Genomic DNA, 22,917 nt, shown 5'->3' with positions numbered 1-22,917 from the left:
TTATCACCGCTCACAAAAAGCAAATTTGTCCCATGGCTGCAGTTCATTTAATAAGAATATTTCCTCTTCTGCAATGCGTCCTACTACGTTTGTTTTACCTGAGTTCTCCATGTCTAACAGCGCAATTTGCAGCTCTCCTTTGTACTGTCCGTAGAGTTCATTTTCTATTAAAATATCGCCTCTTCGAATGGAAGGAGTATGCGTAGGCTTGAATTCTTCTTTTTTATATTTTACTCGGCTTTGCGTAGAGCGAATTAAATAATCGGATACGTCTCCGCGGTAAAAATGAAACTCTTCCAGCACAATTTTTTTCTCAAGCTCGGTAATCGTATCATACAGGTTCACGTTAAAAGTAAAGCGCTCTTGCTGAACAACATCACGCAGCGCCTTCATTTCTTCTTCTGATACATAAGCATTGGCGATAATTGCACAATCAATTAATCCCGTTTTAAAAAGATGCTTAGCCTGCACGTCGATCGGAAGCGTACGGTGCATTTCAAGCGTACAAAGCCCTTCAGTAACAGGCCACGGCCCAAAAGTAGCGCTTGGTGAATTAATAAAGGCTGCTGTTTCAAGGTTATGTTCTTTAAACAATGCTGAACACTTTACAAAGTGATCATACGACAATCCCGCGTATCGATGAGGATAAAAATTATGCGACCCGAGCAGCTGCTTTCGATTCGGTCGGTAACTTAAAATATTATCCACATACTTCGTCGCATTGCTCATATTAATTTCAATTTTTAAGCCGTATGGATTAAAAGTCATAATGGACTCTTCATTTCCCGTATACCCTAAATCAAGACGAATAGCATAAGCCCCTAATTCGTGAAAAAAAGATAAGTCATCATAAGAAATGCCAAGCGCTCCAAATACGCGAGGAGCGATGTCCACTACTACTTCCATCTCTAGCTCATTAGCAAACTCAATGGTTTCTTTAAAATTTGCCATTACTTTTTTCTGATCGCCTTCAACAGAAAGCAAGCATGTAAAAATGCGGGTAAATCCGTATTGATGCGCAAGTGCTATATACGCTTTATCTTTTTCGACAGTCGAATGTTCCGGATAAATCGCAATACCTAGCTTTTTCATTGATTTTCGCCTTCTTTTTTAAATTTTTTAATAAGCTTAATCATATGCTCAATTAATTTTTGCTCTGAAATAGCCGTCATTAAATGGTCTTGTGCGTGAATTAAAAGCAGGGACTTTTCAATTGTTTTTCCATTTAATTCACGTTGAATAAGCGCGGTTTGCGTTTTATGAGCATGACTAAGCTCTTCTTGAGACTGTTTTAAAAGTTCGTCAGCTTTAGTAAAATCATAGTCTTCAGCTGCTTCTAACGCTTCATATGCAAGTGACCTAGCATTTCCTCCATATGCAATAAGTTCAAAAATTTCATTTTCCATATTTGCTGCTTCTGTCATTTCTTCCATCCCCTTTTTTATAGTGGTGCAGGCGTAATGTTTCCTAATATTACAGGAGACAAGGCGCCGGTTGCACTTGGTACATTGCTTGCATAACCTGAAAGTGTTTCATTTGCGAGCAACGCAAAAGCTACGGCTTCTTTTGCTTCTGAAGACATTCCAATTTCTTCTTGTGTATACACGCTGCAGCGCTTCCCGAGCTGCGTTTTAATCATATTCATCAGCGTATTATTATAACTTCCGCCTCCTCCAATAATCACTTCGTCAATAGAATAGGCAGGAAAAATAAATATTTCATAGTGATGTACAATGGATGATGCCGTGAACATAGTAATCGTGGCTAGCAGATCTTCTTTTTTATGTTTGCTATATTTCTCTAGCAGTCTCTTTGTGTACTGTGTACCGAACAGTTCTCTTCCCGTCGATTTAGGAGGAGAAAGCTTCATGTAATCATGATTCATACAGTCTTCTAAAAGCTCTGAAATAATCTTTCCTCCAGCTGCTAAACGCCCATTTTCATCAAATGAAACATTAAAAAGCTGCTGACACGCTTCGTCTATCATCATGTTTCCCGGCCCCGTATCAAAAGCTACTACCGGTATAGGAGATTTTTTTGGCGGAATTAACGTTACATTTCCAATACCTCCAACGTTTTGAAGCAGCCTTGTACGGTCAGCGTGGCTGTACAAAATCCGTTCCGTGTGAGGAACTAACGGAGCACCTTGCCCGCCTGCTGCCATGTCCATCACTCTGAAGTTTGCTACTACCTTCGTTTTGGTTTCATAGGCAATAACAGCCGGCTCTCCAATTTGGAGTGTAGACATCGCTGTACTTCCCGAAGCATAAGGCTGATGGTAAATGGTTTGACCATGCGATCCAACAACATCTATTTGTTCAAGAGAAAAGCGAGCTTCTTGGCACACTTTTTTCACTGCATCCGCAAATGCATAGCCAAGTTTAAAATTTAAGCTGCAGATCAGCTGTACATTTGAATGTTCAAAAGAAAGCGCCTGCTCAATTTCTTTTTTTAACTGCGATGAAAACGGCATGGTAATGAAATGAAGAAGCTTAACTTTACTTTCATAGCCGCTTCCTTCAATCTCCACAAGAGCTGCATCAATTCCGTCGAGTGACGTTCCTGACATAAGTCCAACAGCATACATACTACGCGTTCACTTCCTTAAAAAAAACGGGTAAATACTTGCGATGAGCTTGAAGCAGTTCATCTAAGACCGTCTTAGCCAGCTCGTCACTTGGAACAAGCGGATTAATGCTCAGCGCAACCAGTGCTTTTTCATAAGATCCTGTAACCGCAGCTTCTGCTCCTACTCGTTCAAACGATTTAATTTGCTGCACAAGTCCATTCACTTCTACCGGAAGTTCACCGACAGCGAGCGGTACTGGCCCTTGCTTTGTTACTACACAGTTTACTTCAACCGCAGATTGGTTTGGAAGTGAGGAGATAGCGCCATTGTTTTTTACATTCAATGTTTGAATATCGCCTTTATCGTTATAAATGGATGAAATTAAATTGCATGCGGCATCGCTGTAATAAGCGCCCCCTCGTTTTTCCAGCTGCGGTGGCTTCATTTCTAGATTTGGATTTTTATAGAGTTCAAAAAGCTCGGCTTCTAATGCTTTGACCACTTCAGCGCGTGTGGTACCTGACTGAAAGGTCAGAAGCTCTTCTGCTAATATTTCTTTTGTTTTGTAGTAGTAGCGGTGATAAGGACATAAAATCACGCCAAGAGCTTCCAAAAAGTCCGGTTGCCATGGAATAGGAGCTATGTTTCTCATTGTTACTTGAGACTTGGGATCACTTAATCGCTGAATGACTTCTTGCGTTACTTCCTTTCCTTTGACATACACATGCAGTCCATATACCAAGTGATTTAACCCTGCAAATTCAATGTGAACATCTTCTTTTTCTACTTGAAGCAAGCCCGCGATGGAGTTTGTCATATGTACAGGCAGGTTACAAACTCCTACTACCTTAGAGTGCTTTCCGTAGCGAAGCAGCGCCTCCGTTACCATACCTGCAGGATTTGTAAAATTAATAAGCCAGGCGTTTGGACAAACTTCGTGTATTTCCTCGGCAATTTTCAACAAAACCGGTATCGTTCGTAAGCCCTTAAATAATCCTCCCGCCCCGTTTGTCTCTTGACCAATCATTCCGTACTTAAGAGGGATGCGTTCATCTTGAATACGCGCATCAAGCTGACCTACTCTAAGCTGTGTCGTTACAAAATCAGCATTTATCAACGCTTTTTGTCGATCAAGCGTTAAATGAATTTCCATATCAACACCTGCTTTTTTGACCATTCTTCTCGCAAGTGCTCCTACAATTTCAAGTTTCTCTTTTCCTTCTTCAACATCTACAAGCCATAGCTCTCGAATTGGAAGCTCATCATATCGTTTAATAAACCCTTCGACCAATTCAGGTGTATAGCTTGATCCTCCCCCTATTGTCACTACTTTCATTTTTTGCCCCTCCTTGTTAAAAAACGGCTAAATATGTAACGGCTGTGCACCCTATTCCAAGCAGAACAAAGCGTATACAAACGGCGGTTATAGATAAAGCTGCGGTTGAAAGCCGAATGGAAATAAATGTTGTAAGCAGCGCTGCTGATAGGCTTGTAATGGCAAATAAACTATGCTGCGCTGATAAACCAGCATACTGCAGCAGAGGTGTAAAAATAACGTTGCAAAGAACCATGGTTAGCAGAAATAAAAACACAGTTTTATATCGAAACCGAACAAACATTGACCCTCACTCCTACTAAAGAGATAGAAGCCAAACAAGTTGGCTTCTCTTTCTTTACATTTGAACTGAACTATCGGATGGTGCAACCGTTGCTTCATCGCTTTTTTCCATTTCGACCATCTTTCGATCATACATTTTAAAGAACGGAAGATAAATGACAACAGAAATAGCAATATTAATAACGACTAGCACAACCGCCCGCCAGTCTCCTCCGGTTGATAGATAAGCTCCGATCGGCGCCGGGAGCGTCCATGGAACCATTACGTAGGTTGGCGTAATAAGACCTGTCGCCGTTGCTGCGTATGAAATGATCGTTGTAATAATCGGGATAATGATAAATGGAATAATTAAAATAGGATTTAAGACAATTGGCAAACCGAAAATAATTGGTTCGTTAATATTAAAAACCGCTGGAATAAAAGATGTTCTAGAAAGCGCTTTCGAATATTTAGATTTTGAGAAAAACAGCATCGCTAAAACAAGGCCCAGCGTTGCTCCAGATCCTCCGATCCACACAAACCACTGAAAGAACGTTTCAGGTGCAATATACGGAAGTGTGGAAGCTCCGTCTGCTACCGCTTCAGCATTTTTCGCTAAGTACACTTCCCATACAGGACGTGCCACTGTCCCAACAACAGAGACGCCGTGTATTCCAAATGACCAGAAAAACGTAATTAAGAAAACGGGTATTAACACTCCTGCTAAACTATCTCCAGCTTCCACAAGCGGAGCAACTAGTTTATCAACTAAATGGTGAAGATCGATACCTAAAACAATCGTAATAATCGTCATAAGTACAACAACAATCGCAACCGGTATTAGTGCTTCAAAAGACCTCGATACCGAAGGCGGCACTTGTTCCGGCATTTTAATGGTGACATTTTTTGCTTTACAAAACCTGAGAATCTCGACCGATAAAATCGATACAATCATCGTTACAAATAAACCGTGACCTCCCAGATTGGTCATTGGAAGCATAAACCCTTCTTCTTCAATCAGCTTTGGAGTCAGCGTAAGAAGTAGTGCAGCTACTGCAATTTGTGCTCCTGACAGCGGATCGAGATTATAGCTTTTGGACAAGTTATACCCTATCCCAAAGGCTATATATAAAGACATAATAAACATCGTTACTCGATACGGTATTAAAATGTTGGCGCTGTTGTCAGCTGCCCATTTCGCAATTGTGCTATCTTGAGGCACAGGCGGAAATGCTAGAATCAAGAAAAAACTTCCAATAATGATAAACGGCAAAGCGGAAATAACACCATCACGAATGGCTTGAAGATGCCGCTGTTCTGATAACCTGGCCATGGGTCCCGATAAATTGTTCTCTAAAAACGACACAAATTTGCTCATATACCCTTTCCCCCTCTATATTCTCCCCTTGTGTAATAAATCCCCTATTTATTTAAAAAGCAGGAATACACCTGCTTTCCTCAGCTAACGAGCTGTTGAACCGTTTTATAAAGCGTCGGACCTCCAAGCGGCGTATAAGCCTGCGGCGGAATGGGCCCGCATGGAACAGAAGCTTTATCCGCTTCCGCTTTCACTGCGTTAAACCGGTGACGAATCTGCGGTGCAACCATTACAACGTCCCAGCCCTTTTGAATTTCCTCTGCCACTTCATTTGTCCCAATTGCCAGCACTTCCATATCTGTTCCGTGCTTTTGTGCTTCCGTTTTTAATGCTTTTACCACAATTGAACTTGACATTCCTCCAGAACATACAAACAATACCTTCATTTTCTCGTTTCCCCCTACCTCTTTATTTTTTGAATTACATTATGTGTATCGATTATGCGTTCAAACACTTGATTGCCTTTTTGAATACATAACCGTATAAACATCGCATCTACAATGGCTAACTGAGCAATACGAGCGCTCATCGTTCCAATTCGAATATGCTGCTCTTCTACTGAAATAGTCAGCAGAATATCAGCTAATCTAGAAGCTGGAGATGATCCGTGCTGCGTTAGCAAAATAACCGCTGCTCCTTTATCTTTGGCTATTTGCATCAGTTCCACCACTTCTTTTGTTTGACCAGAAGTTGATACTACAAACAGCACATCATCTTTTGTCATATTCGTAGCCATCACCATTTGAACATGACTATCTAATGAAAACAGCGCTGAAATATCAATTCGAAGCAGTTTATACTGAGCATCTAGTGCAACCACTGATGACCCTCCTGCTCCGTATAAAAACACTCGCTTCGCTCCATGAATAGCTTCCGCAGCTTCATCAATTGCAGAAGAGCTCACTAAACGACTCGTGTTCATCAGTGCGCTCATACTTTTGCTCATGACTTTTTCAAGCACAGCTTCGGTATCGTCTTCAAAATTAACCGGAAGATTCGGCAGCTGCTCGTTATTCACCTTATGGGCATCTTTTGCTAATTCAATCTTTAATTCTTTAAAACTATTGATCCCTACACGCTGACAAAAGCGGATAATCGTAGCTTCGCTGCACTGACACTGCTTAGCTAGCTGTTTGGTCGTTAAGTTCAACGTGGTCGTAGGATTTTCTAACACGTAATCAGCTACTCTTCCTTCAGCAGGACTGTAATGATTCATTTGTGCATCGATTAAAGTAAGTACGGAAAATTGGCGCATGAATTCCTCCATCGTTAAGTAACGTATTTCTAAAATATTCTTTAAATTACCATTATTATATTTTTTCTGAAGTTTAATTTCAATATTTTTCTGATATTTTTAAAACTTTATTTTATTTTTCAGAATATTTTATTAAAATCTATTGTGAATATAACGACCGCATGCTATATTATGAAAGAAATTTTATCTCAACCAAAAAAGAAGGAGGAACGAACATGCATATTAAAAAATGGGTTGGAGGCATCTTGTTTTTGCTGCTGTTTTGTTCGAGCACATTGCCTGCTAAAGCAGACGTACCTACTACGTATCAAAAACGGGAGCTTCGAGCCGCTTGGATTGCAAGCGTATACAACATTGATTGGCCTTCTCAGCCTGGTCTTCCGGTTGAACAGCAGAAAAAAGAGTTTACTTATTTGCTAGATGAAGTAAAAAAGATGGGGATGAATGCTGTTGTTGTTCAAATTAAACCGACCGCCGATTCCTTTTATCCGTCAAAATATGGCCCGTGGTCAGAATATTTAACCGGTACACAAGGAAAAGATCCCGGCTATGATCCTCTGGCCTTTATGGTAGAGGAAGCACATAAGCGCAACTTAGAATTCCACGCATGGTTTAACCCTTACCGCATTACAATGAATCATACTGATTTAAACAAACTAGCCGATAATCATCCTGCCAAACAACATCCTGATTGGGTCGTCTCCTACGGAAAACAACTCTACTACAACCCAGGTATTCCAGAAGTAAAAAACTTTATTATTGAAGAAGTGCTCGAAGTCGTAAGAAACTATGATATTGATGCTGTTCATATGGACGACTATTTTTATCCTTACAAAATTGCAGGTCAACCGTTCCCAGATCAAAAAACATATGAAGCCTACGGTGCTCAAACGTTTTCCAATATTGAAGACTGGCGGCGTGACAATGTTAATCAGCTTGTTCGAGATTTAAATAAATCTATTAAAAAAACAAAATCATACGTGAAATTTGGCATCAGTCCGTTCGGCGTATGGCGAAACATTGCTAATGATCCAACCGGCTCTGAGACGACTGCTGGACAAACAAACTACGATGATTTGTATGCCGATACGCGTACGTAGATTCAAAATGGATACATTGATTACATCACTCCGCAAATTTATTGGAATATTGGATTTGAACCCGCTGCTTACGATACGCTGCTCAACTGGTGGAGAGATGAAGTCCGCGGAAAGCCAGTTCACCTTTATATTGGACAAGCTGCTTACAAAATTAATAACAACGCGGTGGAAGCTTGGTCTGATCCCGATGAGTATCCAAGGCAAATTGCTCTAAATCACCAGTTTCCAGAAGTACAAGGGAGCATGCATTTTAGCCTGAAAGATTTGAACCGAAACCCGCTCGGAATAAAAGACAAGCTGCAAAACGATATTTATAAACACCCTGCACTTATTCCAGCAATGCCTTGGCTTGATAATACGGCCCCAAAAGCACCAAAATTAAAAAACGCGGGCCCTCATACAAAAGAAGCAGCGTTTGAAATTCGAGATCACCAGCAGAATGATTCGGCTTATTATGCCATTTATCGCTTTCAAGGCAATAAAAAAGGTGACATTAACAACGCAGAAAACCTGCTGACAACCGTTCGAAAAACAGGAGAAACACAATTGTTTGTAGATCAAAATGCACTCAAAAATCAAACGTACACATATGTTGTAACCTCTGTTGACCGTTTGCATGACGAAAGTGCCGTTTCCCGCACGCTTACTGTAAAAGCAGCTCATTAAAAAAGGTTCTATAGCAAAATGTATGGTAGGATAAAGAAATCCAATGATGCTTTATCAAGCCATTCTGTTATAGAAAGTAGTGAAAAAAGATGGAACCAAACTATGATCGCGCTTTTGGCGTATATGGAATTTGTATGCGAGATAACAAGCTGCTTGTTATTCGAAAAAATAGAGGTCCGTATATTCATCGCTTTGATTTGCCAGGCGGACAGCTAGAGCACGGTGAAACATTAACGGAAGCAATGAAAAGAGAATTTGTGGAAGAAACAGGCTTTGAGATTAACATTGTTTCTCAAGCGGGTACAACAGATTTTCAGTATCCTTGTAAGTGGAAAGAATTTACTCACGTGCATCACATTGCTGTATTTTATTACGTAGACATTGCCGGCGGTGAGCTTCTTTCCCACCCCGTACAGTTTGAAGGCCAAGATTCTTTGGAAGCATTGTGGATTGCACCGCAGGATTTCAACATCGATAATGCTTCGCCTCTTGTTCTAAAAGCAGTGGAATCTTTAAGCTTATTATCATGGCCTTATGAATCTCAGATTTATGATGATTGGGAGCTTAAAACCTCCAAACAATAATAATGATAGTGCCTATAAATTACTCCTGAATATCGTACGCTTAGCTTCTGTTTAAGTTGAAATCAGAAAATATGTTTAATTTCTTTCTAATGGTGGAACAGACAAGTAACACTACTTAATTACTAATAGAAAGGAAGATTAAAATGAGTAAAGGTTTAGGAGATAAAGTTAAAGGAAATGTATCAAAAGCTAAAGGTGAAGTAAAAGATCAAGTGGGAAATGCAACGAATAACCGCGACCTTCAGCGTGAAGGAAAAGCTGAGAAAACAAAAGGAAATGCTCAGAAAGCAGTAGGCGAAACAAAAGATACATTTAGCAATAAATAAAAAAGGACGAGCTTAAATGCTCGTCTTTTTTTTATTTAATAAGCTGATTTAAGCTTTTAATGATTACGTTTGGCTGCAATTCTTTATGTTCAGCTACATTTCCTTTTCGGTTGACCCAAGCCGTTGCGAACCCGTAGTTTTTAGCACCGGCAATATCCCATGTATTCGATGACAAAAATAATACTTCTTCTCTTTTGGCGTTCATTTTGTTTTTTGCATAGTGATAGCTTGCCATCGTAGGCTTGTACTGTTTGATTTCGTCTATGGAAATAACGTCTTCAAATAAATGATTCATATTATGATAAGAAACAAGCGGATCAATCATGTGCTTAGGACCATTCGTAAAAATAGCCAGGCGATACCCTTTTTCTTTTAAATAGGCGAGCACCTCTTTGACTTCATCGTAGACATTCAGCTTCATGTAGGCACTCATCAGCATTTTTTCTTCGTGTTCCGTTAAATCAATATCATTTGCTTCTGCTGCATATTTCAGGGATTGATTTGTTAATGTATAAAAGTCAACGTATCGTCCCATCAGCTGATATTGCATGGCGTATTCAATTTGCTTCAAACGCCATAAATGACTAATGCTTTCTCCCCGCTCCGGATACAGCTTATCACACGTTTCAATAACGGTATGTACATCAAACAGTGTTCCATATGCATCAAATAAAATCGTTTTAAATTTCATCTGTGTTCGCCTCCTTCTTTCATTTTACCCACTCGCAAAAAAACATAACGTTTTTTCTGTTAAAAAAGAGGCCTATTAACAGCTGAGGTATGCTCATTTCTTATGAAAATAAAAAAACAGCAGGCTCTCCTACTGTTTATAATCCCACACGACTTTCCATTCTCCTTTTTCACGAACAGCATACACTTTCTGCACCAAATCAAAGTTTCCATATTTCCCTTTATACGTTTGGATAACGGTCATTTCGTAAACAACAGGAAACGCTTTACGATCATTTTCCATCTTCCAGCTCTTTCTTTTTTCAACATCTTCAATGGAATAAGTAAAGGTGTCTACCCCGAAATGATTGAGAAATACGTGTGCTCGATCTTGTATGTATGCACCTTTTGTCCATTTCTTTTTCATGGATGAATGAAAAAGGTCCCATGATTCCGAAAAGTTTCCTTCCTGTTCTAGCGTATAAAATTCTTTTACGGCAGATTTGGCTTGATGACTTGGAGAAAAGAATGTAAATTGAAACACCCAAACTCCCAGCGCAATAACAGAAAGAAACACAGCTACTCCTAAACTTCGCTTCAAAAGCAGTGTTTTTTTTCGATACAAGTAAAAAGCCCCTTTATCAAAAATGCAGTATACAACAGCTTATTCGATATCCAAGCTTTTTAGTATTGCCGGACTGAACTTATCCGGCATATCTTTAAAAAAGGGATTGAGACATAAACATAAAAGATCCGAACGATTCATCGTTCGGATCTTCCTTCAACTAAACTACGTTTGTCCCAGCTTCTTTCGTCGCTATACAATGTGAAAAGCCATTTGCATGGCTGCTAAAAAGCCCACGAACACAAGGCCCGTCACGAGACCCTCTTTCCAATCTGGCCGGTCCCCTCGAACAAATTTAGCAATATCATACGATAGCATCGCTGCTAAAAAAATTGATAAGACAATATACAGCGGCTCCATCTTTTATCACCCACTATTTCTTTTCTTCAGTGTAACAACTTTTTCATAAGTATGCATGTAAGAAAAACCGCTTAAAATTCTTGGCGAATGTGTGAAATTTCTCTTTTTTATGCATAAACTACTTAAAAGCGTGAAAGGAAGATGCCGTTTGTCTGCTTTTAATCCTCAGCAATTTAGCGTCACATACCGCCAAGGAAGCACGCCCACCTTTCCTTTTATTGGGCGACGCTATACGCTCACACATTCTGAACAAACAGACGATTTATTTCTTTGGATCGACGAAAAGTTTGCTGTTGATCAATTAAATGAGCAGCGAAATGAGCTTTTTGCCGAATGGCTCCACAAAGACGGTGTTGATACGCTGTATGTATACGTATTTATTGGCAATGAACAAACGGAAAAGTCCGTTCAAGCCATACGGTACGCTATTTTCAAACAGGAAATGCCTTACTTGCTAAAAGCATTGCGCTACGGTGATGCCACGTTTTTCAACGCTCACCCTGCTTTAGATCGTTCCCCCATTTACGTACATTTTCATTCCAGCGACAAAGATTTTCATTCCATTCGATATTTTCAAACGCCTTCTCACTATGCCTAGGCATATGAGAAGGGATCTTTACTTCGTTAATCTCCTGTTTTCCAAACTCCATTTCTTCTAGGGTCTCCGGCTCCTTCCATTTGTTTATCTTGAAAGTTAATGGTTAACGCTTGAATACCTCCATAAAAAACGTCGCTTTCCTTTGTTTCTATTCGAAATGTAGAAGGAATATTTTTTGTATTTAAATCGTGCTCTACATAAATAGTCGAATCTTCAAAAATAAAGCGCGGTTCGTTTACAGCTCTTTGAAGCGATTCATTTCCTGCAAGGTTTTTAGAAAGTACCTGAGTTAAAATTTGAGGAATCCGCGTTCCGCCCGGAGAACCTATTCCCATCGCCCACTCACCTTTTTCTCTTATAATAGTTGGAGCCGTAAAAGTTCTTGCTCTTTTTCCCGGCTCGCGATTATTCGGTTCTTTGCTTCCAAAGGTATCAGCGTTGTTATTAAGAAAAAAGCCGTCAACTTGTTCGCCTGTACCAAAGAAGTTACTCAACGTATTAGTTGTAGATACAACGGTTCCTTCTGAATCAATAACCACAAAATGTGTTGTACTTTCGTGTTCTTCATCGCCTTCACCTGAAGAACGTGTCGGGTGATTGACCAAGTTTGTTATATAATCATCACTGACTAATTCACTTGAGTTTTGATTATGAAAGTCTGGATCGCCAATTTGTTTTAATCGGTCGGAGTAAGCTGCTTTTTTAATTCTGTTCATCGTTTCGTAATATTCTTTGTCAGGCATTGTTTCAAGATTTTCTTTCTCTGCCATTTTTAACATTTGAATCAGTGTAATTCCGGAAAAAGGCGGAGGCGCTGAAATCACTTCACTTCCATTGTAAGTTGAAACGACAGGCTTGGTTTCTGTCACTTGATAGGAAGATAAGTCTTTTTTAGAAATAGGCGTTGCATCAGCAAGATCTTGTGCCACATCTCCTTTATAAAATGCAGACGCACCTTCTCGCTGAATCTTGATTAACGTTTTAGCCAACACTGGCTGCGACAACGTTTCTCCTTCTTCGATTGCTTCTCCCTTCGGATAAAAAGCGGATAGATCGTCTACATCCATCCTTCCTCTAGAGTAATACAATCGAGACGATAAAAGAGAGTCTACTTCAAACCCTTTTTCAGCGTATTCAACAGCCGGCTGAATCAAATCACTCATTGATTTTGTACCATACTTCTGCTGAATATATTCCATACCAGCGACAAATCCCGGCACGCCGTTTTTACCGCTCATAGAAGTTGGAGCGGTTTCCCGGTAATCAATAAAGGTCGCAGGCTGATCTTTTTTGGCAATCAGCATACCTCCACCTCCGCCAATTCCAGACCCGAAAGGTTCGACTACGTTAAGGGCATACGAAATAGCAATAGCCGCATCTACTGCATTCCCGCCTTCTTTTAATACGTCCATCCCTACATTTGCTGCGAGAGAATTAGAAGAACTCACACCGTAAGAATGATCATTATTTTTTTTAAGCAGCTTTTCAGGACTAAGATCTGTACTCGATTGAGTCATAAAAAAAGCGGCTATAACGCAAATTAATAATAAAAAAGCAATAATATTAAACAACAGTAATTTTTTATTCACATATTACCCTCCATTTTTACTCATCTGTATATTTTGTGAAGCGCTTTCATTTTTATCCATACATTACATTGAACACAAAAAAGACATCGTCTAGGACGATGCCTTTTTGTTACTACATAAGATTTATTTTCCAGCAGCTGCCGCAGCATCATTTACTGCATCTGTAGCAGCTGATTTTGTTTGTTCAATCATTTTTACGTTATTTTCAATTTTTTGCTGTTCATCTGTTGAAAGAGTAGCCGGGTGTTTCAAAGCTCCAAGTCCTGCTACTACTCCTGCTACAATAGCAATTGGTCCTACAATCCCTACGATTCGTTTTGCGATCATTTTCTATTCCTCCAATTAAGTTAGTCTGTACTTTTTTCCCATAAACCGTGGCGGCGCGGATCAGCGTCACCTTGAATCTTATTTTTCTTTAAGTCTTTTACAAGAGCTTGAACGCCTCCGTAAAACATCGCGTTATCATTGTTTTTTAAGTCATAGCCGTACGTTTTTAAACCATCTTTAGTTGACTGTTTAAGCTTAGCTTCTGAATAAAACTTATGAGAATCAAAAATGACACGCTTGTTTTCTACTGCGTTTTTAATGGAATCTTTGTCTTCGAAATAATCCCCAATTACTTGCGTTAGCACTTGAGGAATGCGATTTCCTCCCGGTGTGCCAATGGACATTACCCATTCATCACCTTCACGGATAATGGTAGGGGCTGTAAATGTTCTTGGACGCTTGCCAGGTTGACGCTTATTAATTCCTTCACCAAACGTATTGAGCGTATTATTTAAAAAGAACCCATCTACATATTCACCGCTACCGAAGAAATTACTCAGCGTATTCGTTGTTGATACAACGGTTCCTTCACCGTCCATCACAACAAAATGAGTGGTACTTTCATGTTCTTCGACGTCGCTTACTTTGGTGTGATCTGTTTCAGTATTATTTAATTTATTACGAAGTAAATGCACGTAATGATCGTCGATCCAATCATTTGGCGTTTCTTTTATAAAAGCCGGATCGGCAATTTTTTTCAAGCGGTCTTGATAAGCTACTTTTGAAATTTGACCAAGAAAATGATAATAAAGACTAGGATGCGATTCCTTCAGCTTCCAAATATCTTCTTGATCCGTCATTTTTAACATTTGAATGAGCGTAGCACCAGCAAAAGGAGGAGGTGCTGAAATAATTTGATGACCTTTATAATTCGTCGATAGAGGTTTCCGTTCAACAGGCGCATACTTTCGCAAGTCTTTGTGACTTACTTTTGTTTCTTCTGTAATATCGTCTGAAATTTTCCCTCTATAAAAAGCATTTGGCCCTTCTTCCTTAATCTTTTGCAGCGTGTTCGCTAATTCATGCTGTTTGACAATTTCACCTGTGTTAATGGCGTCCTTATCTGGATAAAAGCTAGGAATTTCATCTTCATTCACATTTCCTTTGTATGAAACCAGCCTATCGTGCAAATCTTTGTCCACTTTGTACCCATTCTCGGCATAGTTAATGGCCGGGTCGATTAGTTTGCTCATCGACAGAGATCCGTAGTGATGCTGAATATAATCCATACCAGCGACGAACCCTGGTACGCCAATCTCATCTTCTTTATCATTCTTAGGTGCAATTTCTCGGTAGTCAATAAATGTTGGAGAGGCATCTGCTGGATCAATCAGCATTCCGCCGCCTCCCCCAAGTCCTGATCCGTACGGTTCCACAACACCAAGCGTGTAGGAAATGGCAATAGCTGCATCAACTGCTGTACCGCCTTGTTTAAGAATTTCCATACCTACTTTTGTGGCGCGAGGATCTGAAGTACTTACTGCATATTCTTGTTTTGGAAACATAAATTGATAAACACATACACCTACTATGAGTGAAAAGATGACAATGGAAACAATAATCGTATTACGTTTATTTATCATCTTTTACCTCCTCTGTGTATGACGGGCTATTAGTTAGCTTGCGCTTCGTTCTTTTTGCGCTCCTCTGCATGTTTTATAATGCGAGAATGATCTAAGTTTAATTCAAACTTGTTTCGTTCTTTTTCTAACAGTTCAGGGTTTGAAGAAAACTTATTTAAATCGTTATAAATACGCTTCATACGCCAAGGGTTATCTGTTGGAGTTGGTGTACCTGCTTTAATAACCATTGGAATAACATCAATTTTAGCTTGGCCCTGCTTGTTTAAATGATACTGAACCATCGCTGTATTTTTTGTACTTGACCACCCTTGGTCAAAAATAAAGTTTCCTAAGCTATAGAAAATAACCGAACCTTTATATACGTCATATGACTGTAGAACGTGCGGATGGTGACCAATGATAATGTCCGCACCAGCGTCTACCATCGCTTTTGCTAGTCCTTCTTGACGAGGACTTGGCTGTGCATCGTATTCTTCACCCCAGTGGGCATTTACTACAACTAAATCAGCATTTGCTTTCGCTTGCTGAATCGTGCTGAAAATAAGATCCGGGTCTGCTTTTAAAATACCTGGGTTGTTTTTTCCAGCCGACATTCCGTCTGAATATACATCCGTAAAACCTACGGTTGCAATGCGGATGCCGTCAGCATCTTTATATGAAATATGCTTTGCTTCTTCAGAGTTACGGCCAGCACCAACAAAATCTAATTTGTTTGCTTCAAAAGTAGAGATCGTATCTTCTAACCCTTTTGCACTGTAGTCCATTGAATGGTTGTTGGCTAAGTTTAATACGTCGAAACCTGCATTTTTAACGGTCGCTAGATCAGCAGGTTTACTATATAAATGAATACCTTTTTCCATTGCTTTATATGAATCTACGTCGTTTGTTAAAATCGGCGTTTCGTAGTTCCCGCTTACGTAATCCGAATTTTTAAAGAACGGCTCCACGTTGCGGAATACAAAATCTTCTCCGTAGCGTTCAGTTACTTCTCTTACATGGCGACCCATCATAATGTCTCCGACCATAGTCATCGTTAAATCATTATTGGCCTCTGGATTAGCCGTCTCAGGGTTTTCAAGAGCATCCGAACGCTCCATCCATCCTGAAAGAGCTAAAATTACGATTAAAATTGGCGTTAAGATAAGAGCTTGCTTGCCTGTTGTAGGCTTTGTTTTCTTTATAAACATCAATACTTTTTCTTGAAAGTTTAATTTTTTCTCTTTCAACGCTTTCACCTTCCTTTACCAGCTGCGGTTTGTTTGTGTATTAAAATAAATAATAAACTTGCATAATTCCAAATGTTACACCACTTAATAAAACCGTTGTTCCAACTGTTAAAGGAAGACCTTGCTTTTGCATTGTATTTGCAATTAAGCCCGGTACAATGATACCAATTCCGCGTAATTCAAACACTTCAAACGGCAAGATCGGGAAGAAATAATCAAATGCAACTTTAATCACAATACCCGTAATTAACATCGCTGTAAATTTGCGACGTCCATATAAAATAACTACTTTTGAGATTCCGTATACGACGATAACATACGTTAAAATACTAATTAAGAAAATCATTAAAATGGTAATTGGCTGATCAAATACAAGAGCTAAATACCCCGGTACGATAAGACCGGCTGGCAATACGCCCGTTTTTTCTGTAAAAATTAAGCTTAGTGTAACCCCTAACACAAGGGCAATATATAAATCTGATCCGAACATGAAATGGCCTCCTAGATTAAACTGCTTTTCTCATCTTTTTCATTTCAATAATAGCTTCAACAAGCGGCTCGGCTGAACCGTGGATATTTCCGACACCGTATACAATACGATCTTTTAAATAAGGCTTCATGCGCTCTAAAATTTCTTCTGTAGAAGCGCCTTCCATATCCCAGAATTCTTTTGTTGGCAATTCGCCTCTTTGGTGTGCAGCAGCGATTGGTGAGGTCGTCTGACCAATTGCAATCATTACGTCCGCTTCAATGTATGGCATTACATCTTCAGCAAATTGCTCCGTGCGATCTACACGGTCCGGACGGCAGTTCATAATGACAATAGGAAGCTTTTCACTATAGTTCATTGAATCTACACGTTCCCAAATACGAAGCGTGGAAGAAGCGTCGTTGGCAGCAAATCCATTTACTAAAAATGCTGGATTTTTTTCATCGCCAAACGTTGTAATTCTCATAGCTCCTGGGTCAGGCTGAGCATTTAACATTCCTCTCATCGCTGTTTCAGCATCGATACCAAGTGCTTCTGCTACTGCTAAACCGATGGAAGCATTATCAGGGAAAACCATATAATCAAATTCACGTAAATACGCTTCAGATACTTTATCATTGTCAGCTACAATAACTTTTGTGTTGCGCTCTGCGGCTATTTTTTTATAGTATTCCAAATATGGACCTTCAATTGTAACAAGGTGACCATCATAAGGAATAGTAGCAGTGAACGCTTGAGCAACTTCATCTAGAGTTGGACCCATTACATCCATGTGATCTTCTAGTACGTTTACAATAACGCCTACCTTGGCTTGAATCAGCTGATTTTGGAATGTGATTTGATAATCAGGCTGTACAGCCATACATTCACAAATAAGAGCTTCCGCGCCAATATCGGCAACTTCATTTACCACTCGTCGCTGTTCTCCAATGTTCGGACCTTCTTTACGACGAATAATTGGTTCTTCTTCACTTGTATGCCAGTAGATCATACGCGCTTGTGTTCCTGTCGTTTTTCCTACTGTTTTGTAACCTGCTTCTTTTACAATACCTGTAATCAATCGTGTAACGGTGGATTTTCCGCGAATACCATTAACATTCACTCGTACAGGAATTGAATGCAGCTTGCGTAAATGTCTGCGATACTCCCAAACGCCATACCCTACTAAAAATAGGCAGCATAGGATAATTAAGATCATGTTTCATTCTTCTCCTTCCAAACTTCTCCTGTTGGATACGTTATGAATGCTTTTGATTCATAATGATAGATATACGATTTCATAGTTTCACTCCCTTTATATATGTATGGGAGCTAATCAATTAACAGCGCTAGCATGCTGCTAAAACACCTGCTTTGAAAAATGGACTCGAGCACCAATTTCAACAGCTCTAAAACTATCATCTGCGCTCATTAGTGGTCAATAGCTCAAATGTTATATATTCTTACAATTCCGATTGTCTATTTACAGAATTAAAAACTCATCGTTTTATTGAAAATTCACAGAATAGGTCTAAAGTTTATTTACCTAGAAAAATCCCATCGATACCTTTTTTTACCATAATAACAGGAATATTTTATACATCACTCTTACAATTAACACACTAAAATATTACGTAATTAAAAATTTCTTAACTTTAGAAAACGTTTTGTAATATAAAGGTGGGATAAAAAATATTTTATCCCATAAATTACTTTTTATGGATATACCAATTGGATTTGTCTAACAACCGTACTTGTAAGGATGATAGATAGATATAAAAGTAAGAAAAATACATTTATTTATCATTTTCTGCTTACATTTAACTTACTTAAATAGAAAGGACATTAAATATTTTTTTCTAAATATATAAGTATTTAGCCTCCATATGCGTCTAGTTCTTTTGTTGTTGTTTTATAGATTTCCTTTATTTAATAATCAATTCAGTAAATCTAAATCTCTTGACTATGGCCTCTTTTCCTATTTTCATTTCAATATTTTCTGAATCTTTCTACCGATAAAGGCAGCTTTCGTCCGATAAGATTGCCTAGAAAAATGCATGATTTCTCACTTTTTTGGCATATGATGTTATCATAAAAAGAAGAAGTATCATCAAAAGGAGGAAAACAATGGTTGATACAATCCTTTATTTTCTATTTTCTTTTTGCTATATTGTCCTGTTTTTCTTTAGCATATATGTAGTAAGAAAAAACACTTCGCCGTTTTACATGCTTTTTCTTCCTTTAGTAATAGCTGGACTAATTTACGATAATATAATGATTGGGATTGGTTCATTTATCGGTGAAGGCGATACTTTGCGTTCACTCAGCATGCTTCGATTTTGGTTTCACGCTTTATTTACCCCTACTTTGGTGCTCTTTGCATATGGCGTAGCAAAATATTCGACGATTACATGGGCTAAAAAACCTGTTGCCGGCATTCTTTTTTTGCTAACTACGTTTGCCTTAATTAGCTATGAAATAATCGAGACGATTAGTCAGCGCATGGAAGTTGTACGCGAATATGGCATTGTTCGCTATACATTAGTGGGATCATCCGGTCCCCCTCTTATGGTTCTCATTGTGGCGATTATTTTGCTTTTTGTTGGAATTTCCTTATTTCGCAAGACGCGATGGAGCAGTATGATGATTGGAGTAGCCGTGATGATTGTAGGAAGTGCCGTGTCAATTCCTATACCAAGCACAGCCGTAACAAATACGTTTGAGCTTATTTTTATCTTCTCTTTATTTTTAACTCAGCGTCATTTAGTGAAAATACATTAAAAAGAAGCGATTCCCTTGCTTCTTTTTTTTATATTTGATATCTTTTACCTAACGACCGTTAGTTAGATTGAGGAGGAGCTTTTCTTGAGTGAATTATCAACTGTAGAAAAAATTAGAGCTGCAGCAATGGAGCTCTTTGGAGAAAAAGGCTATACAGAAACATCGCTTGCTGATATCTCATCAAAAGTAGGCATCAAAAAACCTTCCCTGTACGCTCATTTTAAGAACAAAGACGACTTATTTTTACTAACCGTGCATGATTTAATGAATTTATTTTTAACAAAGTTATCTGTTATATACGAACAGCATAAAACAAAGTCTGCTAAAGAACAGCTTCACTGCTTTGTTGTAGATTTCTGCACGATGATTGAAAAAGATTCTTTTGGCCAGATGTACCGTCGTCTTATTTTGTTTCCACCTGAACATCTACAGTCAGAAGTAAAAGCTATTTTCTTAAGAAGCGAACGATTGTCTGATCAAATTCTGCATGCTATTTTTACAAAGGGAATGGCTGAAGGCGAAATAATTGAACGTCCGATTGATTTGTATATCAATAGCTTTTATTGTTTAACCGACGGACTGTTCATTCAGCGCTTTTATTATGAACCAGAGTATTATGACCAAAAAATTCACGATGCTTGGACAATATTTTGGGAAGGCATACGTGCTAAATAGGCCCTGTAAAAAGGGCTTATTATTATGTAAGGAGGAATTAAAATGGCTTGGATTTATCTTATTATCGCTGGTTTGCTCGAGATTGTATGGGCAATCGGTTTAAAATATTCACACGGATTTACTGAATTAACTCCAACAATCATTACGATCGTTACAATTGTCATCAGCTTTTATTTCTTTTCAAATGCCTTAAAAAAAATTGCTGTCGGAACAGCTTATGCAGTGTTCACTGGTATAGGAGCTGCTGGCACAGCGATACTCGGAATGACCGTTTTAGACGAAGGCGCAAATATTGGAAAGATTTTATTTTTAGGATTAATGATCTTTGGAATCATCGGTTTAAAGTTAATTTCTACTGAAGAAACAGAAAGAGAGGAATCTTAACATGGCTTGGATTGCATTAATAGCTGCCGGTTTTTGCGAAGTGGGATTTGTGATTTTCTTAAAACTTTCAGATGGATTTAAGCGATTGTTTCCTTCGATTGGATTTATCCTTTTCGGTGCAGGAAGTTTTTATTTTCTCTCCTTAGCGTTAAAGGAAATACCTCTTGGAACAGCTTACGGTATATGGACGGGAGTAGGAGCTGCCGGAAGCGTACTTCTTGGCATGCTTTTCTTTCGCGAAGCAAAAGATATGCGTCGAATTTTATTTATTTTTTGTATTGTAGCAGGTGTAATCGGCCTTAAAATCACTGGATAAGGGTGTACTACTTCCTTTCTTTTCGTGCTATACTAAACTTGTAAACACTCTCAAAAAATAGGAGACGATGACAATGAACCTTGGGTTTGGAGAAATTGCCTTAATTGTATTTGTCGCTCTATTGCTTTTTGGTCCAAAGAAACTGCCGGAATTAGGCAAAGCTGCTGGAAAAACGTTAAAAGAGTTTAAAAACGCTACAAAAGGAATTATGGAAGAAGACGAAAAAGAAAAAGCTCCTCCTAAATAAGAGGCTTATATCTCTTTTAAAAGCTGACTCAAACGTTTGAGTCAGCTTCTTTGTGGTGAGAATATACTGAAATTTGATTTCGACCCGTACGCTTTGCTTCATATAAAGCCTGATCTGCTCCATGGACAATTGAAATGGGCTGTACGTTTTCGGATGGAACGACTGTAATTATTCCAACGCTGATTGTGACACACTTAAACACGTCAGAAGCCTGGTGGACAATTCCACGCTCCTCCACTTGCTGTCTAATAGCTTCTGCCATTTTTATCGCTTCATATTGATTAGCTCGAGGAAGCAATATACCAAACTCTTCTCCTCCGTATCTTGCGACAAAAGCCGATTCGTCAAAAACAACGCTTTTAGCGATTTTCGCTACTTCTTTTAAGCATTCGTCTCCTTGAATATGGCCATAGGTATCGTTATACGCTTTAAAATAATCAATATCAAATAAAAGAAAAGAAAGCGGCTCTTTTTCTTTCCGTGCGTATTCCCACTCAATTTCCAGCTGTTTATCAAGAGATCGGCGGTTGTTCAGGCCCGTTAAGCCATCTTTCATGGACAGCATTTCAAGCTTTTTATTGGCTTTGCGAAGATCACACTCAGCCTTCTTTTTCTCCGTAATATCTCGATATTCCCAATAGTGGCCAATATACACATGACCTTCATAGATTGGAATGTAGTCACGCGCATAAATTTTACCGTTAATAAACGTAATTTCTTCATCTACTATTGACTCTTTTGAATAAACGGTGCTTTCTACCGTTTTTAAAAACCTAGCAGGATCTTTCAACATAGGAGCGTGAGATAAAAACAGCTGATTACTTTTCAATCCAACGTATTGATGAGGAGGTCCGGGTATATCAAACATGTCACAAAAAGTTTGATTAATAACGGCTACTTCGCGCTCTGGCGTTTCAATCATGGTGCCTGTCTTTGCATTTTGAACCATAACCGAAAACATTTTAGACAGCTTTTTATGCTGACTTGTCGTTACTCGAGATACATATATATATCTGCCTACCAGATACACTAAACACCCACCTATAAAAGAAGCAGGCAGTAAATAGACGATAATTGTAGCAGCGTGCTTGATATCTTTAAAAAGAAAGGACAGTGAGAAAAATACGCAAAGCAAGCTGATAGAATTCATTAATTGAAAACGAATAAATGGACGATAAGGTAAGCGAACCGTCCACCCAGACAGTAAAGCCATTACGATAATTGTAGCAGCGCCTATTATTCCGCTTGCCGTAATTCCAAACAAAAGCAGACGCATTACCCCTATAATACAAGCCGCCATGATAGCGGGTACTATTCCTGCATAAAGACAAACAATTGTCACTGCTAAAAAGCGAAGGTCAAGAATAATAGTAGAATCTATTTTAATTGTATATACCATTAAAATGCTGCCTAATAGTCCGTAAGAACATCCGTAATAAATTAAGCGATACATATTGTACCGTTTTATCCCTTCTACTCTATAAATGATTTGCTCTCGAACTATACTTGCAGCAAACATGAAAGAAATAATTAACGTGATATTAAAGAGAAGTTGACTCACTTTATTCTTCACCTCTTTCCAAAAAGCTAAAA

Annotated in this window: 26 protein-coding genes and 1 pseudogene; 9 read left to right on the top strand and 18 right to left on the bottom strand. The window is 38.9% G+C overall.

What is annotated here, in order from left to right; translation table 11 throughout:
* Positions 1-3: 3 nt before the first annotated feature.
* The 8 genes from LJC66_RS04795 to LJC66_RS04760 form a co-directional block, all read right to left on the bottom strand.
* Positions 4-1,092: a DUF871 domain-containing protein gene (locus LJC66_RS04795; RefSeq protein WP_230931909.1), complete on the bottom strand. Its 1,089-nt coding sequence runs from the start codon at positions 1,090-1,092 to the stop codon at positions 4-6.
* A complete protein-coding gene (locus tag LJC66_RS04790) occupies positions 1,089-1,424 on the bottom strand; it encodes a PTS lactose/cellobiose transporter subunit IIA (RefSeq protein ID WP_195695194.1) in 336 nt (111 codons plus the stop codon). The genes LJC66_RS04795 and LJC66_RS04790 overlap by 4 nt, the downstream gene beginning before the upstream one ends.
* 17 nt (positions 1,425-1,441) lie before the next feature.
* The gene (gene anmK / locus LJC66_RS04785; protein ID WP_195695195.1) at positions 1,442-2,587 is read right to left on the bottom strand and encodes an anhydro-N-acetylmuramic acid kinase AnmK; all 1,146 of its coding nucleotides are present in this window, start codon (positions 2,585-2,587) and stop codon (positions 1,442-1,444) included.
* Position 2,588: 1 nt separating this feature from the next.
* Complete coding sequence (locus tag LJC66_RS04780) at positions 2,589-3,905, bottom strand: 6-phospho-beta-glucosidase (protein ID WP_230931908.1); 1,317 nt, start codon at positions 3,903-3,905, stop codon at positions 2,589-2,591.
* Positions 3,906-3,921: 16 nt separating this feature from the next.
* On the bottom strand, positions 3,922-4,188 hold the full coding sequence (locus LJC66_RS04775; RefSeq protein ID WP_230931907.1) for a hypothetical protein: 267 nt from the start codon (positions 4,186-4,188) through the stop codon (positions 3,922-3,924).
* 54 nt (positions 4,189-4,242) lie between these two features.
* Positions 4,243-5,544, bottom strand: a complete 1,302-nt coding sequence (locus LJC66_RS04770; protein ID WP_221783956.1) for a PTS sugar transporter subunit IIC — start codon at positions 5,542-5,544, stop codon at positions 4,243-4,245.
* A gap of 80 nt (positions 5,545-5,624) precedes the next feature.
* Entirely contained in the window at positions 5,625-5,930 is a 306-nt protein-coding gene (locus LJC66_RS04765; protein ID WP_013082023.1) for a PTS sugar transporter subunit IIB, read from the bottom strand.
* A gap of 14 nt (positions 5,931-5,944) precedes the next feature.
* Positions 5,945-6,799, bottom strand: a complete 855-nt coding sequence (locus tag LJC66_RS04760) for a MurR/RpiR family transcriptional regulator (protein WP_116742291.1) — start codon at positions 6,797-6,799, stop codon at positions 5,945-5,947.
* Between the two features lie 215 nt (positions 6,800-7,014).
* Here LJC66_RS04760 and LJC66_RS04755 point away from each other — a divergent pair.
* From LJC66_RS04755 to LJC66_RS04745, 3 genes and pseudogenes are all read left to right on the top strand, one after another.
* Positions 7,015-8,565, top strand: a pseudogene (locus tag LJC66_RS04755) (glycoside hydrolase family 10-like protein).
* Between the two features lie 89 nt (positions 8,566-8,654).
* Positions 8,655-9,149, top strand: a complete 495-nt coding sequence (locus tag LJC66_RS04750) for an NUDIX hydrolase (RefSeq protein ID WP_230931906.1) — start codon at positions 8,655-8,657, stop codon at positions 9,147-9,149.
* Positions 9,150-9,292: 143 nt separating this feature from the next.
* Positions 9,293-9,475 (top strand): CsbD family protein, encoded by a 183-nt coding sequence (locus LJC66_RS04745; protein WP_013082019.1) that lies wholly within the window; start codon positions 9,293-9,295, stop codon positions 9,473-9,475.
* A 31-nt stretch (positions 9,476-9,506) separates the two neighbouring features.
* Here LJC66_RS04745 and LJC66_RS04740 read toward each other — a convergent pair whose 3' ends face one another.
* From LJC66_RS04740 to LJC66_RS04730, 3 genes are all read right to left on the bottom strand, one after another.
* Entirely contained in the window at positions 9,507-10,166 is a 660-nt protein-coding gene (locus LJC66_RS04740; RefSeq protein ID WP_028412245.1) for a haloacid dehalogenase type II, read from the bottom strand.
* 129 nt (positions 10,167-10,295) lie between these two features.
* Positions 10,296-10,769: a hypothetical protein gene (locus LJC66_RS04735; protein ID WP_230931905.1), complete on the bottom strand. Its 474-nt coding sequence runs from the start codon at positions 10,767-10,769 to the stop codon at positions 10,296-10,298.
* Between the two features lie 192 nt (positions 10,770-10,961).
* The gene (locus tag LJC66_RS04730; protein WP_013055713.1) at positions 10,962-11,129 is read right to left on the bottom strand and encodes a hypothetical protein; all 168 of its coding nucleotides are present in this window, start codon (positions 11,127-11,129) and stop codon (positions 10,962-10,964) included.
* Between the two features lie 148 nt (positions 11,130-11,277).
* On the opposite strand from LJC66_RS04730, the gene LJC66_RS04725 reads away from it, so the two are divergent.
* On the top strand, positions 11,278-11,727 hold the full coding sequence (locus LJC66_RS04725) for a staygreen family protein (protein WP_028407691.1): 450 nt from the start codon (positions 11,278-11,280) through the stop codon (positions 11,725-11,727).
* A 26-nt stretch (positions 11,728-11,753) separates the two neighbouring features.
* Here LJC66_RS04725 and LJC66_RS04720 read toward each other — a convergent pair whose 3' ends face one another.
* The 6 genes from LJC66_RS04720 to pgsB all read right to left on the bottom strand — a co-directional run bounded on the left by LJC66_RS04720 (position 11,754) and on the right by pgsB (position 18,140).
* Positions 11,754-13,316 (bottom strand): gamma-glutamyltransferase family protein, encoded by a 1,563-nt coding sequence (locus tag LJC66_RS04720; protein WP_230931904.1) that lies wholly within the window; start codon positions 13,314-13,316, stop codon positions 11,754-11,756.
* Positions 13,317-13,439: 123 nt separating this feature from the next.
* Positions 13,440-13,643 carry a CapE family protein gene (locus LJC66_RS04715; protein WP_013082014.1) on the bottom strand — a complete coding sequence of 68 codons (204 nt, stop codon included), beginning with the start codon at positions 13,641-13,643 and terminating at the stop codon, positions 13,440-13,442.
* Positions 13,644-13,663: 20 nt separating this feature from the next.
* Positions 13,664-15,226 carry a gamma-glutamyltransferase family protein gene (locus tag LJC66_RS04710; protein ID WP_230931903.1) on the bottom strand — a complete coding sequence of 521 codons (1,563 nt, stop codon included), beginning with the start codon at positions 15,224-15,226 and terminating at the stop codon, positions 13,664-13,666.
* 29 nt (positions 15,227-15,255) lie between these two features.
* The gene (locus tag LJC66_RS04705; RefSeq protein ID WP_025749659.1) at positions 15,256-16,452 is read right to left on the bottom strand and encodes a CapA family protein; all 1,197 of its coding nucleotides are present in this window, start codon (positions 16,450-16,452) and stop codon (positions 15,256-15,258) included.
* 40 nt (positions 16,453-16,492) lie between these two features.
* On the bottom strand, positions 16,493-16,942 hold the full coding sequence (pgsC, locus tag LJC66_RS04700; RefSeq protein ID WP_013055707.1) for a poly-gamma-glutamate biosynthesis protein PgsC: 450 nt from the start codon (positions 16,940-16,942) through the stop codon (positions 16,493-16,495).
* Between the two features lie 16 nt (positions 16,943-16,958).
* Complete coding sequence (pgsB, locus tag LJC66_RS04695; RefSeq protein ID WP_014461310.1) at positions 16,959-18,140, bottom strand: poly-gamma-glutamate synthase PgsB; 1,182 nt, start codon at positions 18,138-18,140, stop codon at positions 16,959-16,961.
* 908 nt (positions 18,141-19,048) lie between these two features.
* On the opposite strand from pgsB, the gene LJC66_RS04690 reads away from it, so the two are divergent.
* From LJC66_RS04690 to LJC66_RS04670, 5 genes are all read left to right on the top strand, one after another.
* Positions 19,049-19,702, top strand: a complete 654-nt coding sequence (locus LJC66_RS04690) for a hypothetical protein (protein WP_116515288.1) — start codon at positions 19,049-19,051, stop codon at positions 19,700-19,702.
* A gap of 84 nt (positions 19,703-19,786) precedes the next feature.
* On the top strand, positions 19,787-20,377 hold the full coding sequence (locus LJC66_RS04685; RefSeq protein ID WP_230931902.1) for a TetR/AcrR family transcriptional regulator: 591 nt from the start codon (positions 19,787-19,789) through the stop codon (positions 20,375-20,377).
* 42 nt (positions 20,378-20,419) lie between these two features.
* Entirely contained in the window at positions 20,420-20,761 is a 342-nt protein-coding gene (gene sugE, locus LJC66_RS04680) for a quaternary ammonium compound efflux SMR transporter SugE (protein ID WP_025749661.1), read from the top strand.
* 1 nt (position 20,762) lies between these two features.
* A complete protein-coding gene (locus LJC66_RS04675) occupies positions 20,763-21,077 on the top strand; it encodes a DMT family transporter (protein ID WP_013055702.1) in 315 nt (104 codons plus the stop codon).
* Positions 21,078-21,150: 73 nt separating this feature from the next.
* Entirely contained in the window at positions 21,151-21,324 is a 174-nt protein-coding gene (locus LJC66_RS04670) for a twin-arginine translocase TatA/TatE family subunit (RefSeq protein WP_013055701.1), read from the top strand.
* A gap of 28 nt (positions 21,325-21,352) precedes the next feature.
* On the opposite strand, the gene LJC66_RS04665 is transcribed toward LJC66_RS04670, so the two are convergent.
* A complete protein-coding gene (locus LJC66_RS04665) occupies positions 21,353-22,885 on the bottom strand; it encodes a diguanylate cyclase domain-containing protein (RefSeq protein WP_230931901.1) in 1,533 nt (510 codons plus the stop codon).
* Positions 22,886-22,917 lie beyond the last annotated feature (32 nt).

The sequence above is a fragment of the Priestia sp. TSO9 genome (assembly GCF_021029645.1).
Classification (GTDB): domain Bacteria; phylum Bacillota; class Bacilli; order Bacillales; family Bacillaceae_H; genus Priestia; species Priestia megaterium_E.
The sequence above is the reverse complement of the archived record's forward strand: the minus strand, read 5'-3'. Positions and strand labels throughout refer to the sequence as shown.

Bases quoted from the DNA above. Each gene is read 5' to 3' on its own strand.
- anmK (WP_195695195.1), bottom strand. From the start codon at position 2,587: ATGTATGCTGTTGGACTTATGTCAGGAACGTCACTCGACGGAATTGAT.
- pgsB (WP_014461310.1), bottom strand. From the start codon at position 18,140: ATGATCTTAATTATCCTATGCTGCCTATTTTTAGTAGGGTATGGCGTT.
- LJC66_RS04790 (WP_195695194.1), bottom strand. From the start codon at position 1,424: ATGACAGAAGCAGCAAATATGGAAAATGAAATTTTTGAACTTATTGCA.
- LJC66_RS04715 (WP_013082014.1), bottom strand. From the start codon at position 13,643: ATGATCGCAAAACGAATCGTAGGGATTGTAGGACCAATTGCTATTGTA.
- LJC66_RS04770 (WP_221783956.1), bottom strand. From the start codon at position 5,544: ATGAGCAAATTTGTGTCGTTTTTAGAGAACAATTTATCGGGACCCATG.
- LJC66_RS04780 (WP_230931908.1), bottom strand. From the start codon at position 3,905: ATGAAAGTAGTGACAATAGGGGGAGGATCAAGCTATACACCTGAATTG.
- LJC66_RS04745 (WP_013082019.1), top strand. From the start codon at position 9,293: ATGAGTAAAGGTTTAGGAGATAAAGTTAAAGGAAATGTATCAAAAGCT.
- LJC66_RS04730 (WP_013055713.1), bottom strand. From the start codon at position 11,129: ATGGAGCCGCTGTATATTGTCTTATCAATTTTTTTAGCAGCGATGCTA.
- LJC66_RS04690 (WP_116515288.1), top strand. From the start codon at position 19,049: ATGGTTGATACAATCCTTTATTTTCTATTTTCTTTTTGCTATATTGTC.
- sugE (WP_025749661.1), top strand. From the start codon at position 20,420: ATGGCTTGGATTTATCTTATTATCGCTGGTTTGCTCGAGATTGTATGG.
- LJC66_RS04675 (WP_013055702.1), top strand. From the start codon at position 20,763: ATGGCTTGGATTGCATTAATAGCTGCCGGTTTTTGCGAAGTGGGATTT.
- LJC66_RS04765 (WP_013082023.1), bottom strand. From the start codon at position 5,930: ATGAAGGTATTGTTTGTATGTTCTGGAGGAATGTCAAGTTCAATTGTG.
- pgsC (WP_013055707.1), bottom strand. From the start codon at position 16,942: ATGTTCGGATCAGATTTATATATTGCCCTTGTGTTAGGGGTTACACTA.
- LJC66_RS04760 (WP_116742291.1), bottom strand. From the start codon at position 6,799: ATGCGCCAATTTTCCGTACTTACTTTAATCGATGCACAAATGAATCAT.
- LJC66_RS04740 (WP_028412245.1), bottom strand. From the start codon at position 10,166: ATGAAATTTAAAACGATTTTATTTGATGCATATGGAACACTGTTTGAT.
- LJC66_RS04775 (WP_230931907.1), bottom strand. From the start codon at position 4,188: ATGTTTGTTCGGTTTCGATATAAAACTGTGTTTTTATTTCTGCTAACC.
- LJC66_RS04670 (WP_013055701.1), top strand. From the start codon at position 21,151: ATGAACCTTGGGTTTGGAGAAATTGCCTTAATTGTATTTGTCGCTCTA.
- LJC66_RS04710 (WP_230931903.1), bottom strand. From the start codon at position 15,226: ATGATAAATAAACGTAATACGATTATTGTTTCCATTGTCATCTTTTCA.
- LJC66_RS04795 (WP_230931909.1), bottom strand. From the start codon at position 1,092: ATGAAAAAGCTAGGTATTGCGATTTATCCGGAACATTCGACTGTCGAA.
- LJC66_RS04750 (WP_230931906.1), top strand. From the start codon at position 8,655: ATGGAACCAAACTATGATCGCGCTTTTGGCGTATATGGAATTTGTATG.